The following is a 16,102-nucleotide window of genomic DNA, read 5'->3' as shown; positions in this document are numbered from 1 at the left end:
TAGGTTAAGGGTTAAAGTTTTGTGTTCTTGATTAGTGCCCCCTGATTTGGGGAAGAGCCAAATGATTGAATTATCATTGATGTGGCGTCCCCAAGGGGGTTCGAACCCCTGTTACCGCCGTGAAAGGGCAGTGTCCTAGGCCGCTAGACGATGGGGACCTTGAACGTTTTCTCCATCAACATCAAAGATGTTGATGGTGGAGCTAGGCGGGATCGAACCGCCGACCTCTTGCATGCCATGCAAGCGCTCTCCCAGCTGAGCTATAACCCCAAAATTAGGTTCGCAGTTTAATGAGCTGCCCAAGATCTGTCAAGTAAATTTTTCACTTTTGTTAAATAAGTTTATTTTATAATCGAAAATAATGAGAAATTAATTTTTTAAGCTACTTAATTTACAGAAAGTTAATACGCGCAGTTCTTAAAGAACGAATAAAAAAGGGATCTTTAGATTTTGTTTTAGTGCAAGTTATCTTTGTTTCGAAGAATGGAGCTTTTGTGAAGTAAATGAGCACCACATATATGGAGTTAATGCAGGATAAAGGAAAATGCAGATGATGAAAAAGATCCAATGAATAACTTATTTACACACCGCATTGTATACATTCATTTTCTCTCATTATAATACGCTTCACCATTTGTGAAATAAAAAATATTCATTGCATCTTTAATGCTTAATCTCCTGTTAATAATAAAGATGTATTCTTTTATTTATTTGCTTTGATTCTAGGAGTTTTGCTGTGCGACAATATTCACAAAATAAATACATTCAATCCTTACTAGAAAATCTCATTGCTGCATACGAAACTGAAATAAACTACACTCCCTTAGAAATTGAGCTTGATTCAAAACAATTCGCTGAACATGATATTGATAGCCTGATCAACTTTATTAACGATGATCGTAAGCGCCTCTTTATTTTTAAAATTCCAGAAAACCAACAAGCATCAAATAGACTCGCACTTCATGCGCGTCGAACAGCATTAAATAAAACAGCAGAAACCTTACTTAAAAATACATCCAGCGAACCGAAAATTAACCCATTAAAGTATGCGTTAAGTTCTAAATCCCCTGCTGTCCGTGCGCGCATCCAAATTCAAAAAAGCATCCTTCTCCCCCCCCCTCCAAGTGTCCAGGAAGCGATTCATCCCGATCAGATTGAACATGTGGGAAGCCCTGATCTCATCACGATACCGATTGAGTCTACAGAGCTACTTGAATTAATCAAACAACTCAAGGCATTAGGGATTGACAACCTGCAAGAATCGGCGCTTCCCTTAATAAAAGAACATAGTTATGCCTTTCGTGATGGTATTATCCCAGGCAATCTTCCTAAAGGATTTTATATTAACAAAGACAAAAAAGCGCTTTGTTATACTGATGCACCAAGAAAACTCCCCTCTGCTTTAGCTCCTGTACTCAAAACACAAGAATCGTTTACGTTACCTTCAGTTGAGGAAGTAACGGCGCTATTACCTCATCTTCCACAACATACTCTTTCTATGCTTTTGGAAACCAAGTATTCACCTGATCAAAAAAACACGCTGCTTCGCCTCGTCCCTGCATATGAAAATGAAATCAAAACGTTTTTACTTCAATTGTATAAATCAAATGGATCGCTCTCCCCTACGCAACATGATGAATTCATTATTCCATTACTTTGTAAGCAATATGTACTTGGAGGTGAAGCACACACTAATTTATTGGTCAGACTGCTTAATGCCTGTTTGAATAAAAAAATTGACCTTGAGTTTCTTAAAAATCCTGAGGTACAAAATTCACTTTTGAGTACGCGAGGGATTAAAAATCTGCAAAAACTGACCCAACTCCCCTCAGAACAAAAAGAATGGTGGAATACGCTGGTTAATGCGCATCTAGAGTACGACAGGAACAGTTTTGATTTTAATACCTTTTTTGATGCCTATACTCAAATCCTTCTCCCACGCATTGCAGAAAAAAGTCTTACGCTGCCTAATCCATGTCCGATTCGTCACAAGGGACATTTTCTCATTACATTAAATCGGGTATTGGATGTAATAGAACATGCTAAGAATCCACAAGAACAGTGCCTCTCTCTATCGGAACTTAATTGGGGGGCAACAGGCGTACATTATGCCATGTTGCAAAAACCAGCTTCAGAGCAATTTAATCAAGTTGCCGCCTGTATGCAGATTGAAAAGCCAGAGGATACCATAACGGATCCCGAACTCATTTATCAGCAAATCGACAAAGAACCCTATGAACTAAAACCCTGGCTATTTAGATATATGGGCCAACATTGGAAGTCAGAAATAAGATTAACTGACATCCAGGATCAACTTCGTGAAATTGAAAAACTTGCTTCCTGGACTTCAGTTCAGAAAAATCAATTAACGTTCATTTTAACATGTTCTTTTGCAAATAATGCTGCCCTGAGTGCTGCACAATGGAAAGAAACTTTAAATCACTGTATTCATTCATTACAAGGGCTGGATTCAAACGATCGTACTGATTTACTGCAGGCCTTCTCACGGTGTTTTAAATTCAAACCCAGCCCTTCATTGATGCAAATTAATACATTAATAAGGCAATGTATTGATTTTAAAAAAGAATTTCCTAATAAAAACCTCAAAGATGATTTCATTGCTCCACTGGTAGCGTGTTTGGAAAATGAAGGGTTTGAATTACTCAATACACTGCAAGAGCGTATTCAAAAAACTGCTCCACCCGAAATAGAGCAATTCACTCTGGAAGTTACTGCATCCTTTACTGCGATGCTGCAAAAGAATCGTCAGGACTTATCCCCAGAGATCATCAAATTATTCGCAAAACTCGATGAGGCTGATTTAAGCCAAGATCAAATTGGTCAATTGTTACTCAGATTTCAAAGGATAAAAGATAGAAAGGGAGAGCCCTTTCAGAGCACCGTATTAAGTATTTTAAGTCAAATCAATATCTCAAAGTCACAAGCACTACCTAAAGCAGAACAAATTCAAGCACTGCTGGAGGTACTTGCGAATTCAGAAGATAACATCCCTCCTGAGTGTAAAACTTTAGAAAAACAGGAAACATGGTTAAAAGCACTTATCATTGAAAATAATCCTTTTCCTGGCTGTGTCCTCGGTAATGGAGATATTTCCAAGCTCGATGATTTAATTGTTGATGCTTTAGTTGATGCAATTAAAAAAAGAAGTGCTGTATTTAAAATAGATATACTCAAAGCCGCATTACAGCAAAACCTACAAAATTTCATTGTTCCTCAGCAATTACGCGATCAACTGAATCGAGAACTCATACCACTTTTTGATGCAGTTGAAGAGTTAGTTAACCTGCTACAAGGGCCCAATCCTCAGTTTCCAGAGGTAATTGAAAAACTTCGATTTTTTGAAGAAAAAAAACCTGCATTACTCGAAGGGATGTATAGTCTCTTCCTTGGAGGGACAAAAGGGGAATATATTTTAAGTTTCCTGCTCACAGGAAAAAGAAAAGCTACAGATCAAACCACAAATAAAGCGTTTGCCGCTGTTTTAGGCCCCGTACATAATCTGTTTTTGTCTCAAATGAAATCTTTCTTTGACAATCCCCTGAATAAAAAGATTGTCAACGACTTGGATTTGGATACCTGTCTATCCTGGATGGATTCTTTTAATGAGACGCATTCTTTAACGTTCTTCTTCAAAGAGGAACTAATCCAGAAAAAAGTATTACCTGCTTTGAAAAAAACATTACAGCAGTTAAATACCCAAGATCCTGAATTTGAAAAAAGCATCCTTGATGAAGCGGCTTTAATCGATGAAAATGCTCCCGCTGACCAAGCACTGCAAAGTTATAAAAACAAAATTGAGTCGATAGCAAATTATCTCAACTTACTGATTGAGATCAATGATCGGCTGCCTCAACAATTCATTAAAATCTACAAACAACTTAGCACGGGGACTCTTGCTCGCTTAGATTATAAACAAAAGCATACTCTAGTTAATAAGCTAATTAAAAGCGATTCAGAGAAACTGGATCTTTATTTAAAACTGACAACCGAAACTTTAGAGGAACATCCTGGTGCGGATGGTGTTGCAATTGAACGGGCAATCGATGGCTTGGTTGAGCTTTTTAATTTACAGGATCTTGAGCCAGAAACTCAAATTATGTTCTTCAAAATGAGCATGGCCCATAATTTGAAAAGCACTTCGCCGTTCCCACTTGCGGTATTAAATAAATTCAAAAAATCAGATCTTCCGGAACAGATCAAATCATTAATTATCAAGCAAATTATTCAAATTTTAGCAGGACTATCCACGACCAATTCAGGACTCATTCAAGAAATGGTTGAAAAGACCCAATTATTCTTGACTAATAATATAGATCAACCTGAACTTTGTATTGCATTACTCAATAGAATCTCACAGGATAACAACCAAAATCTGAGTACTTACCCTCATATCCTCGAACAATTGGCTGAAATCAATCCAGCAGAGAAGAGAGCAAAAGTAGCTACGATTTTGACCGGCTTAGCTAAAAGCAAAAAAGATTCTACCGTAAATTTACCTGCATTATTGGAAATCACCAAAGGATTAAAACGGCGTTTACCTGCTGATGTAGATCAAGTCCTGAAATTATTTACTACTCCTCCCTACCCTAATGCACAAAGCCTCAACTCGGCTCTAATCGCACATGATTCCGAAAAAATTAATGCCTATTATCTAAGCTTTGACACGAACCCTTTTGCTAAAACCGGTGAAAAAAGGGATTTGGCTAAACAATTTGCAACAGATCGAATAAAAGATGCCTTAATTAATTTGCAAGATTTGCTTCATGAAGAAGATTTACCTCACTCATTACAAATGAAGCTTGCAAGACAATTAACATATATAGAAACATTAGGCTATACCGATCCGCTAAATCCTGGTGATTTTACCGGTTTAAAAGGATTAACCGCTTGCTCGCGTCATGATTTAAAAGAAAAAGCCAGCACCTTACTGCAACAATTGCGTTCGCAAAAACTAAGCCCAGAACAACGAGAAGTAACTCATTTGGAACTCTTAGCGCATTTAAGAGAAATCTATTTCCGAACTACGGGTTTATTTCCAAATACAACACAAATACTTGTTCTATTGCTCGCCCTAGAAGATCCATCATCTAATTTATTAATGCGCATCAAAACAGGCGAAGGAAAAAGTATCAATACGCCTATGCTTTCTGTTCTACAATGGGCACAAGGTGGTACAGTGGTTCAATGGACGGCCAACCCAACCCTACTGATTCGAGATTATGAAAACAGCTGTGAGCCATTTTTTAATTTTCTGGGAATTAAATCCGCGCTAATCCAAAGTAATAGCCCCATCGAATCATTCATACCGAATGGAATTAACTGCTCTACAGTTGAGGATATGGCCAGTTTCCACTTGGCAGCAAAGATAGCGCAAGTGGAAAAACAACTTGAAACTGATGGTCCAGTCCATATTGTTTTGGATGAATGTGACGATGCACTGTTAGATCAAGTAACGCTTTATAAACTCGTTGCAGAAGTCGAAGCTGCTAATACGAACAATCCTGCACAGTGGATTTATCCACTTGCATATCAATTCATTAATCTTCCAGGATTTCGTAACCTTAACCCCGCCTGGGATGAAGATGAAGATTTGGACCAATTCCGACTATTTCTCAACAAGCAAATCAATGAGCAATTTAATGGTGATGTTGAAAAACAAAATTATTTGATGGCATCGAGTAATACTCAGCTGAAACAATGGATTCATGCGAGCTGTATCGCCGCAACTCTAGTTGAAAACAAGCATTTCATAATGCAGCCTATTAATGAGAAAAATGAAGCTGGTCAAGAAATTACCAAGAAAATCGCCTGTGTCCCTCTAATTCGTAGTACTCCTAAGACAGGCTCAATTTTTACTGAATCTGTGCAACAGGCATTACAAGCTCGCTTAAAAGCAGAGCGTAAAGATCAAGCTCAGTATATTTGCATTGACACAGTTCCCTCAGTGCTTGGTAGCCAATCTGCACGAGGATTAATCAAGTTTTTCCAACAAACATTAGGACGTCTGCTTGGAATCTCAGCTACTCCGGGAGATAAAGCCGAGCTGGAAAGTTTAGCTACCTCACTGGGAACTCAGGCAATCAGTGTAGCGCCTTATGCAGGCGACAAACGCATAAACCATCCGCCTATTTTTACCTTTGATCGGAGTGAAACCATCAAGGCAATACATGAAACGTTTAAAAAGATTAAGCGCCCTGTCACCAAGCCGACGATGGAAATCAATCCTGATGAAACAATTCTCCCCTATGATGAAACGCTCATTGTGCAAAGAAAAAACGCCATTGAAAAGTGGAGTCACACGCAAACTCAACCCATTCTTATCGTTAATGAAGATTTTGATGAAGCACAGGCCATTGGTAACAGCTTAAAAATCTATGAAGAGCAAGGGTTCAAAATCCAGATTATTACTGGCAAGGAATCTTCTGCTGAGTTGGATAAAATCATTAAGCAAGCAGGCCAAGCCAATACCATTACTGTAGGTACTGCAATGCTTGCAAAAGGGATAGACATCAATACAGGAGATCATCCTAAAGGTTTATTTGTGATTCAAACTTATCCTGATACCGAAAGAATGACTACCCAAATTGCTGGTCGCGCTGCTCGTAATGGAAAACCTGGTGAATGGTTACCAATTTATCAAGTAAAACCACCAGAGGATTTACTCAATAAGTTTTTTTACTATGTGTTCCCTTGGACTCGTCAACGTATTAATGAACATACAATAGAGGCGGTACGAGATAAAATCAAGTTACAAGCTACTGTCGACAGAACATACACTCAAGCTATTGACGAAGCACAACAAATTTTGATGCTTCAAATTGAATCGTGGGAAAGCCTGCTCCTCGAGCTCTATCCTGATGATCCTAAAATGCTATATGAGCTCTATCAATGGCGTGAAATGCTTTTGAGTGAATTGACTCGTTCGCAGGATGCAAGTGTATCTGAGGCTTCTCTATATGAAAGTATTGCTCAGTTTAAAAAATCAGCGAGCAAAATTTGGGAGTCTGCTCGCGAAGAAAAATGGGCAGCAAAAGCCGCAAAAGCTCATATGAGTAGCGAGCAATCTCTAAGATTTAAGTATTTAAAAGAATTAGATTTCCTCCAGGAATTAAATATTCAAACGAAGCTGCACCAAAATAGCAAAGAATTTACTGCGGGAAAAAAGGCGTTAATGCACCAAAACCTTGAAACTGTGATTGCTGATAAAGCAGGGGCAGTTCTTGAGTATACCAACCCCTCAGATGAAGCGAGAAAACAACTACAATTAGCACAAAGCAAACAAATATTGCCCAATTTGATTGGGGAGTTTTGTGCTGTTTGTCCAAATGCGATAAAAGTATTTTTCCCTAAGAATACATCACAAAATTCATACTTTGTACCCGAAATAGTCAGAAATGTAATTGACAAACTCATCGAACAAAAAAATAAAGTACTGCACGGAGATGAGCAACAAGAAGTTGCTGCAAGCATCATTAACTTTTATCAAAATAAATTAAAAGACGCCGATAGTGATCAAATTCAGGGATTATTGGCCAATATGAAACCTTTAATTCTAAGCCATTGCTCTGATTTTAAGAAATTTTCGCTGGTTGAACAATTTAAAATGCAGGGCTTAATCCTTAGTTTTTCGACTCTTTATCGAAATTTAGGTTTACCAGAAGATGCCAATTTAGATGAGCTGCAAACGGGATACGATGCAGAAATTATGAAAAAATTAGCCGAATATTTAGTCAATGAATTTGCTTGGGTAATAGAAAATCCAGTTCCGCTCCATGCAATTTTTGAACGAACTGAAGCCAAGAATGCAGCATTGGAGATTTATAACTTGGCTCATAACTTAATCGATTCGCCTCAGGATCAAAATATAATTCGTGATCTTTATACTGCGCTTCAACAACATAAAGTCATTTTAAAAGATAAATATTTATTCTCAATAAGTCACTCATCACCTCGAAAGGTAATTAATGATGCACTTGATGCTATTGACTCATTAAATAATGCCCCACATTGTGATCTTGATTTTAGACAAAATTGTCACGATAAAGTGGTTTCAGAACATCAGATTGCCGCCTTTCGTAAACAGTTGACAAGAACCTCGCCTTATTTTTTTAAAACCAATGATCCTACTTGGGAACACCTGAAAAAGGAGTTACTAAGAATAAGTAATCAAAGCAAGGATAATCCAAGTCATATTATTCATGAATTATATGAAGCAACTGAACGCTTTAGCACATATAAAGCGTATCAGCCCTATTTAAATCAAATTAATGCATTACAAAAACAACTTGCACGCTCCATAGAAGAATTGGGTAAAGATGATGGGCTTATTCAAGATGTTCAGGAAAGCCTATTTTCGCAAAAGAAGTCCCAATTTGCTGCTTTACTAAAAGTAGACCCCAAAAAAATTCGTATTCAAAATGGCACGGATGGGATTCAATCTTATATAGAACTGCAAGTTGAAGATGCTCCTTTACAAGAGGGATTTACTGGATATCAATCCTCATTTCTAGCACGAGTAGAGTCAGAACGAAAAAAACTCAAAACGGCTCAATCTACCCTTGATGAGAATAAGGACGCTCTTCTCAAGTTAGCTGATGAAACAGCTATTGAAGCTCTTCCAGAACGAAAACAAGCCGATTTTAAAAAGCTATTCAGATTAAAAGCACTTTCAACTCTTGATTGGAATGAGTCGAATATTGATCGCCGCGAACTACCTGATTTAATTCGACAAAAAATGGAATATGTTGATGAAATGAAAGGATGGGATTGGAAAAAAAATCCTGTGGACCTAAATCGATTGCAAGTGATTTTTGGCAAAATACCTGATGGCCCCTTATTTTCTCTTCTCCAGCAGCAAACAATTAAAAATCAAGAGCTTAAGGAAACTCAAGATAGTATCAATAAAATTAAAGAACAAATCAGTGCAAAGGAAAGGGAAATTGAAAATGGGGGTGTAAAAAACTACTCCAATTTGGAAAAGTTGAAATTGTGGTTTCTTAACGAAACAAATGAAAGCTCAATTGACGGAATTAATGAGAAAATCGAGAAGTTAGAAAAATCTCTGGTTCCTATTCGCAAGAAAGAAACTGAGTATCTTGATGCTTTAAAAGATCATAAAGAAAAGCTGGATGTAACCAGAATACATCTCATAACACAATTTATTGAACAGACTAAGCTCGATCTTGCATCCTACCTGGATAAAACGTCAAGAGAACAAGTTGCTTTAACGGAACAGGAGTTCCGCGAAACTGAACCTGTTATTGAGCGGATTGAAAAAGAAGAACGTCAAAAGACTTGTTATCAATCGCGTCGATTCTTTAAAACAAGTGAGTTGTTACGTTATGAGGCAAGCTTGGCTCAAGAAGAAGCCAAGATACTGCGCTCGGAACAAGAGAGCGCAATTCCAAACGCAGAGCCTCTTGTTTATTAATTGCCTCTTTAAACAACACATTAAAAATAATTTCAAATCCTGGTTGTGAATACAGCCAGGATTATCTAAAAATGGTGTTTAATCAAATCGTTCGTCAATAACCGCTCTCAAAGGAGCTGCTAAAATATCACTGGATTTGTATCCTTCTTTTTTGCCATAATGCAACCAATATAAGGTCACTATGATTTTTCATAGTTCAATTTGATTATTTCCATTTACAAGTAGAGGACAATGAGTAATCTAGGTCAAATTACTTCAGATTTGATTAATGCAATTGCTGAGGATTTAAAAGATAAACCACCTAAGACATCTGATAATGCAGCTTTGTTAATTCAGATCGAAAAACACGTTGATAAGGCATTTAGTTCGGTCGAAAAAGAAGAGCAAAAGGCTTTATTTAAAAAATTAGCTTTAGTCTTTCATCCTGATAAGATAGAACAATCCCAGCCCAAACTGCACGAACGTCTAAAGAAGCATAATATAACAGATGAGATTTTTAAAATAATATCCAATCGTTATAAGGAAGATAATTTACTTGGCAATTTTGAAGCGGATCCTTTTGAAGCAGGCGAAGCTTTATGGAAGAAAATTAATGAACTATTTTTGTATCATTTTTTACTTTACCAACGTTATTATCAGCCTTTTCGCTCGCTGGCTAATACCGCATCATGGATAATTAATATCGGTTTAATTCTCGCAGAAGTCAGCTTGATAATCACTGGCTTTTTAATCCTTAAGCTTACTTCTTTAGCTGATGGTATTAATAATTGGTTATTCAATCTTTTTGCTGGAGAACAGTTTGCAAAAGAAATTGAGAATTATAAAAGAAATACTGAGCAAACGAGAACCAATGATGAAAACTACCCCGGTGTTTTTACTAAGATGCAATTACAGGCTAAGGCTATTGTAAAGAGCATCATTAGCCCATTGCCAGAAGGCTTTTTCAATAAACTGGGCGCAATTTTTATCACACGTCCACTGACTGTTCTTTTGGTACCCGTATTTTTGATAGTATCTCCAGCCGCTAAATTGGTAATAATTACCGATGTACTCCTTTTCCTTGCAGCTTCATTCACTCTCCTGGGTATTAAATTAGCTACCCTAGCCATTATCAATGCACCCATATATGGATTAGACCTTATTAGACTTGGAGTAAGTGAATTAAAAGCTTACTTCCAGAAAGAAAAACCTGTTCAGGAAAAAGAACCTAATTCCAGTTCTCGATTACTGATAGGATACTTGCCTCCATCACAGGAGGTACATGCTGAGCGTTCGTCTGTACCTCCTGTGCAAAGTAGAAATAGGCTTTTTCCTCGCGAGATTCCTTCGACAGGGTTGGAGCATAAATATGAGCTTCCCTCACAAATATGTATATCGAATAGGGATACGGAAAGCCTACTGAATTTACCCAATCTATGATTAATCAATGAATCTGAATATGTGCTTGGTTAAAGTAATCTAGCCAAGCATGGGTTAGGCTGTATCATAGCCATTATTTTGCTAATAATTGGTATTTTTTTTGGGCCACTTATAAAAAAATAGGTTTATGTAAATTACCTGGTGATATCATCATTAAGAAATGCAACTTTACCTTTTATTTTCCTATTACTGCATGCATTTTAATTAGTCTAATCATTACGCTTATTTTCTGGTTTTTCAATAAATAGTAACTTTTTAAACCATTGACAACACTTCAATAACGATGATAAAAACATCTCACCCAAACTGATAGGCATAATAAATGATAAAATTCTATACTTTTCTTTTAATGGGTTTAGTAGCTGGTGCGTGTTTTGCCAAGCCATGCATCAGTACACATAGAAGCTGTTTAAAGCTCAAAAATCAACACGCTCAATCGGCTAAAATCGAGTGTAACTGGTTGAATGAAGTAGCTTCTGCAGGTAAGTCACAGGGATCTACTCAATTGGATTTAAGTTATGGTGACGGTCTTGGAGCTCCTGAACCTCGGCAAGTTTCTTGCAAGCTCACAACAGGACAAACAAAACAAGGCTTTGAATTTCATAATCCTTATTGGGGTTCATTAATCGAGTTTAATCTGATCTCTGAACGACAGCTCGAAGTTCACATTACTGATGGATGGAGCTCGAGAGAGACACGATATACATTCAGTTGGTAATTATCAAAACTGGGTGAAACGAAGTGGGATCCGGGAGTGGTTGTTAAATCTCCAGTTGCAGCTTCGCCCTTCACCCAGGCTAAAAACCATCCGTTCCAAGTGGATCTTGACGATAAAATTGAGTGAGTAAATCATAAATGTCAGGATAGTATTGTCTGATTACTTGCGGATTTTCAAAAAATAATTCAGAAAATACTGCAAAAAATTCGGCTGGTGATGTAGCCGCATAGGGATCAATTGGAATGGGATCATTTTTTTGGATACGGCTTATCAAATCGTCATATCCATTGTTAAACGCTTCAGACCAATGTTTTGCTGACATTCCTTTATGAAGTGGGGGAAATCCATTCGCCCTGCCATTTTGCATATCCAATTTATGAGCAAATTCATGAACTATTACATTACGCCCATTCGCTCCACCATGATGTAATGCATCATTCCAAGAAATAATGACGGGGCCGTGCTGCCACGACTCTCCACTTAAGTTGGACCTGCCTAAATGTTCTATACCAAACTCATCGATTGTCTTGCTTACATGCGAGTAGGCATCGGGATATATCACAACTGAAACCCAATCATCATACCAATCGAGACCAAGATTCAAAATTAGAAGACATGCTTGTAGCGCAATATTTAATTGCATCGCAGTCGTTATTTGCAGACCTCCACCCCCTTCCAGTGACTTATAGTAAAGAAACAAAATGGCTAATCGCTTAAGCTTTATTTTTTCCTCTTCGCTCAAGCGTTTTAGCAAATGCAAATTTTGAAACACGCCATTCCATTGGTCATCGGTTATAGGTGAATGACGTATGATGCGTTGGTACCACCATTCTTTTAGCCACTGAAACATGAGATGTACCCTGTTGTGACGAAACAAATGAAAATAGCCGTTACAAAAAGAATATTTATGAGTCGTTCGCCTTCATGGTAATGGATATCTGTTTTATTTTTTTCCTTTGATTTTTTTAGCATACTGTCCCTGATTGTTTTTATAACTACTACCTGATTGATTGGCTATCTGCACGCTCATAAAAGAGCGCATAGCAATCTAAATTAACAGTGCATATCCATCTTCTCCAGGCGAATGTTCCGCGAGTTGAATAAGATTTACGTTCTTATCTTGACTATTAAAATGTGCTGGATCATTTCGGCCCAAAACATAAGTAGTCAAATCCGAGTATTCAATTGGTTTATCATCAAATTGTAGTAGCTCTTTAATTGCAATAAATTTGCGTTGATTTAATGCATTGACCAATGCGAGTCCAGAAGTGGTTGTGCTGTAAAAACTATAGCTATATCGATCACGTTGTAATGCAACTGCGAGAATATCTCTAAGAATAAAACTCAAACGCTCGTCAGTAAAGAAATCATCGTTTTCAACATCAATACCATCTTTAATCTTAGTTAATAACTTGCCTTTTGAACTTTGTCTACTTACATTAGTCATTTTACTGTGGATAAATTCAATCAAATCCAGCAATACATTTTTTGTTAGTGGCGCTTTCTTCTTTTCCAAATAATTTCTCTCTGGCTCTACTTTTAAGCAAAGTTCCTCTGGATCCTGAGAGTCCTTATCAATCAGCTCACGATGTGTCTTATTTAGATATTTTGCTGAATTCGAGACCGTAATCCTAGACTGATCCTGAGAATGCAATAATCTACTTTTAGGGATAATACTGGCGATAATTTCAGCTAAAATACGCTTCCATTGCGCTCCTTCACGTTGAAATTCATTGATGATCTCAGATTGCTCTACATTCTCTCCTGCTCCTACCAAGCTACCTACCCTTTCCAGGAACTGATACATAATTGCTTTACTCAGCTTCCTGATTATAGGAATTACATCAACCCCATAGCGTAAATGAACAGCATCATTCTCCTTATTAACATCCTGGAACGCTTTTAAATGTGCTCCTAAAATAACCTCCTCTCTAACCTGACAATGTTGCGGATAAGTAGGTCTGATTGGTATATGGAATTTTGCGAGAACGCGATCCACCCATTCTTCAGTATCATCACCAACTTCAAGATAAGGATAGAGCGTCTCAACGTAATTTAAATTTTTAGAGCTAGATAAATTAATTGCATTATTGGTCAAGGTATAATTGAAGAAATCTAAAAAAGGAACATAAAATAAATTACCCGGTACAGGATCTAAAAGAAGTAAATTTGTTTCCAAGTGAAAACCATCAACGTGGGCTAACTTTATAGCTGCCATGATTGCCGCAATCCCACCTCGACTTAAACCAATACAATTTAACTTTACCTTATAGCCTTCTTTAATTAACTTTTTAACCACCGCTACAAGTTGATCGCTTTGCTGTTTTACACCTGCTCCGAATAAAAGTCCTTTTACACCATAGTCAACACCACATCCATTAAAACCCATTTTAAAATGAGTAGCATCTTTATTTAGGTCAACCTGCTCAGCTGAGTTAATACGCACCCCCTTACAATCTTTAAATAAAACCTGGTGCAAATGCGTATTAGGTTGTTCAATACTGTAGATTGTTCCTTCAAATATTGCAGTTAGAGTAATCTCTTTCATTAAGTAAAACCTTTTATAAATACAGATTGTAAGTACGCGAATTCTAACAACATCAACTATGATGAGCAATTAACAATCAGACCAATAACCTTTTTCATCCAGTTGTATTAATTTTTTAAGTTTGATTTAATCAGCATTTGTATTTTAAATGAATTCTATGAAAAAAAAGTAATCTTCAGTTTATTAATACAAGCGGAATATACGAACGTATGAACAGGACTTACGAAAAATCTCAAGGTCGAGGCAAAAAATGTTTTTAATGAGGGAGTTTAGATAGACTAAATGACCGAATTAAAAACATTTTTTAACAAAGAGATTGGGGTTTTTCGTAAGTCCTGATGAAATTAATCGAAATTGAACTATAAGCTCATAATGAATCAGTCACTAACTTCCCTAATAGATAAATTAAACAGGCAACTCCTTGAGCTGGACTTGAATTTATATACAACGCAATGTAAGAATCAAGAGCTCAAACAGCAAATTCAACAAATTGAAGAGCACATTAATCAAACGAGCACGAATTCTCTTAACATTAATCCAGTAGCTGAAATCAATTGGCTTAACTTTATTACCCAACAGCAAGAAAAAAGGGAAGCGATAACTCGGGATCTTAAAAACCATCGAGATATAGAAAATAAATTAAAAGATAAAATCAAACGCATTAAAATGGAATTAAAAATGTTAGCGAATTATTTGGAACGACAACAAACCAATCAGATGAAAAGCTCCTTAGGGTGACCTTTTATTTAATCAATAAAAATAGAATGCGCTGGCCTCAGACAGTTTTTATCTAAATGCATCGGAAAACACACTCCTCTGTATTGGCATCCGCTTCAGCAGCATCGTATACTGCTGGTGCATCAATAGCTTTACCTGAAATTAATGCATTGATTGAAGCAGCAGAACGAGTAACAACAGAGACTAGGCTGTGAGGAAAACTAATGATCGCTAATAAAGCGCCCACAGCCGCTGTAAGAAGAGCAACTCCCGCAAAACATAACATAAAACCGGCAAATTGCAGTGCGTCATCACTGAGTTTTGGAGCTCTAAATAATGCACTGCCAGCGGCAACAAGCAAAGCTCCAATACAAATAACTGCTGCAAGAGCTGCAGCATATACAGAAAATCCAGCAGTAACTATGCCTGCGAATGGGTATATGCCCGGAGCAATTAACTCGCCTATAAATTCATACCTATTTTTATATGGAGTGAAAAAACCTGGGCGGTCTCTGTATGTGTTAATTGCTCGACGAGTGAGTTCCTCAAAAGTCTGTCCATCCAGAATGAAATTTACTTCTTTTTCGCCAATTAAATAAAGCATAAAATTATCCGCATTTCAGTGCCCCATCATTCTTTAAATATAAAATGGAATTTTTATTTCAACATACTTGTTTGAACTTCCGTAGTAGTCTCCATATTATTCATACATTCAAGTACGTTAGCACCGACAGAAGCAAAACCACGAGTACCAAGAGTAACTAAAGCGCATGGAATGCTAAGAGCAGCAAGTAAAAGACTCGCCGCGGCGACTACAAGCGAATAGCCGGTTAAATACAAAAATGTGGATGCAGCCTCAAGAGATGAATCATAAAGCTTTGTATTTCCAAACGCAGCAGCCCCCAGCCCAACAATCAAGCCTCCAACGCTTACCAGTGGAGAAATTACACCTACAACCACTCCCAGTATACCCAAAGAAGCAAACGCCAAGGGATGCACAACCGGTGCTAGCGCACCACCAAGAACCTCTTTACCGTCTTGGTAGGGTTGAAAAAATCCAGGACGTTTTTTATACAGCTCAATAAATCGCGCTCTTTTATAAGAAAAAAATGAAGAATCATCCGGATCATTCTCATCATTTAATACGTACCAGATATCCTCTAAACTTATCAATCCCAACATATATCCCTCATTGCGCTTAGTTTTTGCCCATGCTAAAGAGATGATGTATCGATGTCAATCTATTTAA

The 16,102-nt window shown here is 37.3% G+C and carries 9 protein-coding genes and 2 tRNA genes; 5 read left to right on the top strand and 6 right to left on the bottom strand.

Features of this window, described 5'->3' with window-relative positions:
* Window positions 1–82: 82 nt before the first annotated feature.
* Window positions 83–158, bottom strand: a tRNA-Glu gene (locus DGG96_RS14435).
* A gap of 36 nt (window positions 159–194) precedes the next feature.
* Window positions 195–270, bottom strand: a tRNA-Ala gene (locus DGG96_RS14430).
* Between the two features lie 466 nt (window positions 271–736).
* Between DGG96_RS14430 and DGG96_RS14425 the strand changes: the two genes are divergently transcribed.
* The 4 genes from DGG96_RS14425 to DGG96_RS14410 all read left to right on the top strand — a co-directional run bounded on the left by DGG96_RS14425 (window position 737) and on the right by DGG96_RS14410 (window position 11,588).
* A complete protein-coding gene (locus DGG96_RS14425) occupies window positions 737–9,451 on the top strand; it encodes a helicase-related protein (protein ID WP_110143355.1) in 8,715 nt (2,904 codons plus the stop codon).
* Between the two features lie 231 nt (window positions 9,452–9,682).
* A complete protein-coding gene (locus DGG96_RS14420) occupies window positions 9,683–10,870 on the top strand; it encodes a PDDEXK family nuclease (protein WP_110143354.1) in 1,188 nt (395 codons plus the stop codon).
* Between the two features lie 59 nt (window positions 10,871–10,929).
* Window positions 10,930–11,118: a DUF2905 domain-containing protein gene (locus tag DGG96_RS21360; protein ID WP_325049873.1), complete on the top strand. Its 189-nt coding sequence runs from the start codon at window positions 10,930–10,932 to the stop codon at window positions 11,116–11,118.
* A 74-nt stretch (window positions 11,119–11,192) separates the two neighbouring features.
* Window positions 11,193–11,588, top strand: coding sequence for a hypothetical protein (locus DGG96_RS14410; RefSeq protein WP_110143353.1), 396 nt, complete (start codon window positions 11,193–11,195; stop codon window positions 11,586–11,588).
* A 79-nt stretch (window positions 11,589–11,667) separates the two neighbouring features.
* Here the strand turns inward: DGG96_RS14410 and DGG96_RS14405 are convergent, their stop codons facing one another.
* Window positions 11,668–12,438, bottom strand: coding sequence for a M90 family metallopeptidase (locus tag DGG96_RS14405; RefSeq protein ID WP_110143352.1), 771 nt, complete (start codon window positions 12,436–12,438; stop codon window positions 11,668–11,670).
* 198 nt (window positions 12,439–12,636) lie between these two features.
* A complete protein-coding gene (locus DGG96_RS14400; protein ID WP_110143351.1) occupies window positions 12,637–14,136 on the bottom strand; it encodes a hypothetical protein in 1,500 nt (499 codons plus the stop codon).
* 372 nt (window positions 14,137–14,508) lie between these two features.
* Between DGG96_RS14400 and DGG96_RS14390 the strand changes: the two genes are divergently transcribed.
* A complete protein-coding gene (locus tag DGG96_RS14390; RefSeq protein WP_110143350.1) occupies window positions 14,509–14,874 on the top strand; it encodes a hypothetical protein in 366 nt (121 codons plus the stop codon).
* A 52-nt stretch (window positions 14,875–14,926) separates the two neighbouring features.
* Here DGG96_RS14390 and DGG96_RS14385 read toward each other — a convergent pair whose 3' ends face one another.
* Together DGG96_RS14385 and DGG96_RS14380 are read right to left on the bottom strand one after the other, a co-directional pair.
* On the bottom strand, window positions 14,927–15,457 hold the full coding sequence (locus DGG96_RS14385; protein WP_110143349.1) for a hypothetical protein: 531 nt from the start codon (window positions 15,455–15,457) through the stop codon (window positions 14,927–14,929).
* Window positions 15,458–15,510: 53 nt separating this feature from the next.
* Window positions 15,511–16,035, bottom strand: a complete 525-nt coding sequence (locus DGG96_RS14380) for a hypothetical protein (protein ID WP_110143348.1) — start codon at window positions 16,033–16,035, stop codon at window positions 15,511–15,513.
* Between the last annotated feature and the right edge of the window lie 67 nt (window positions 16,036–16,102).

The organism is Legionella qingyii, from assembly GCF_003184185.1.
Note: the sequence above shows the minus strand (reverse complement) of the source record. Positions and strands in the feature narration are given on the sequence as shown.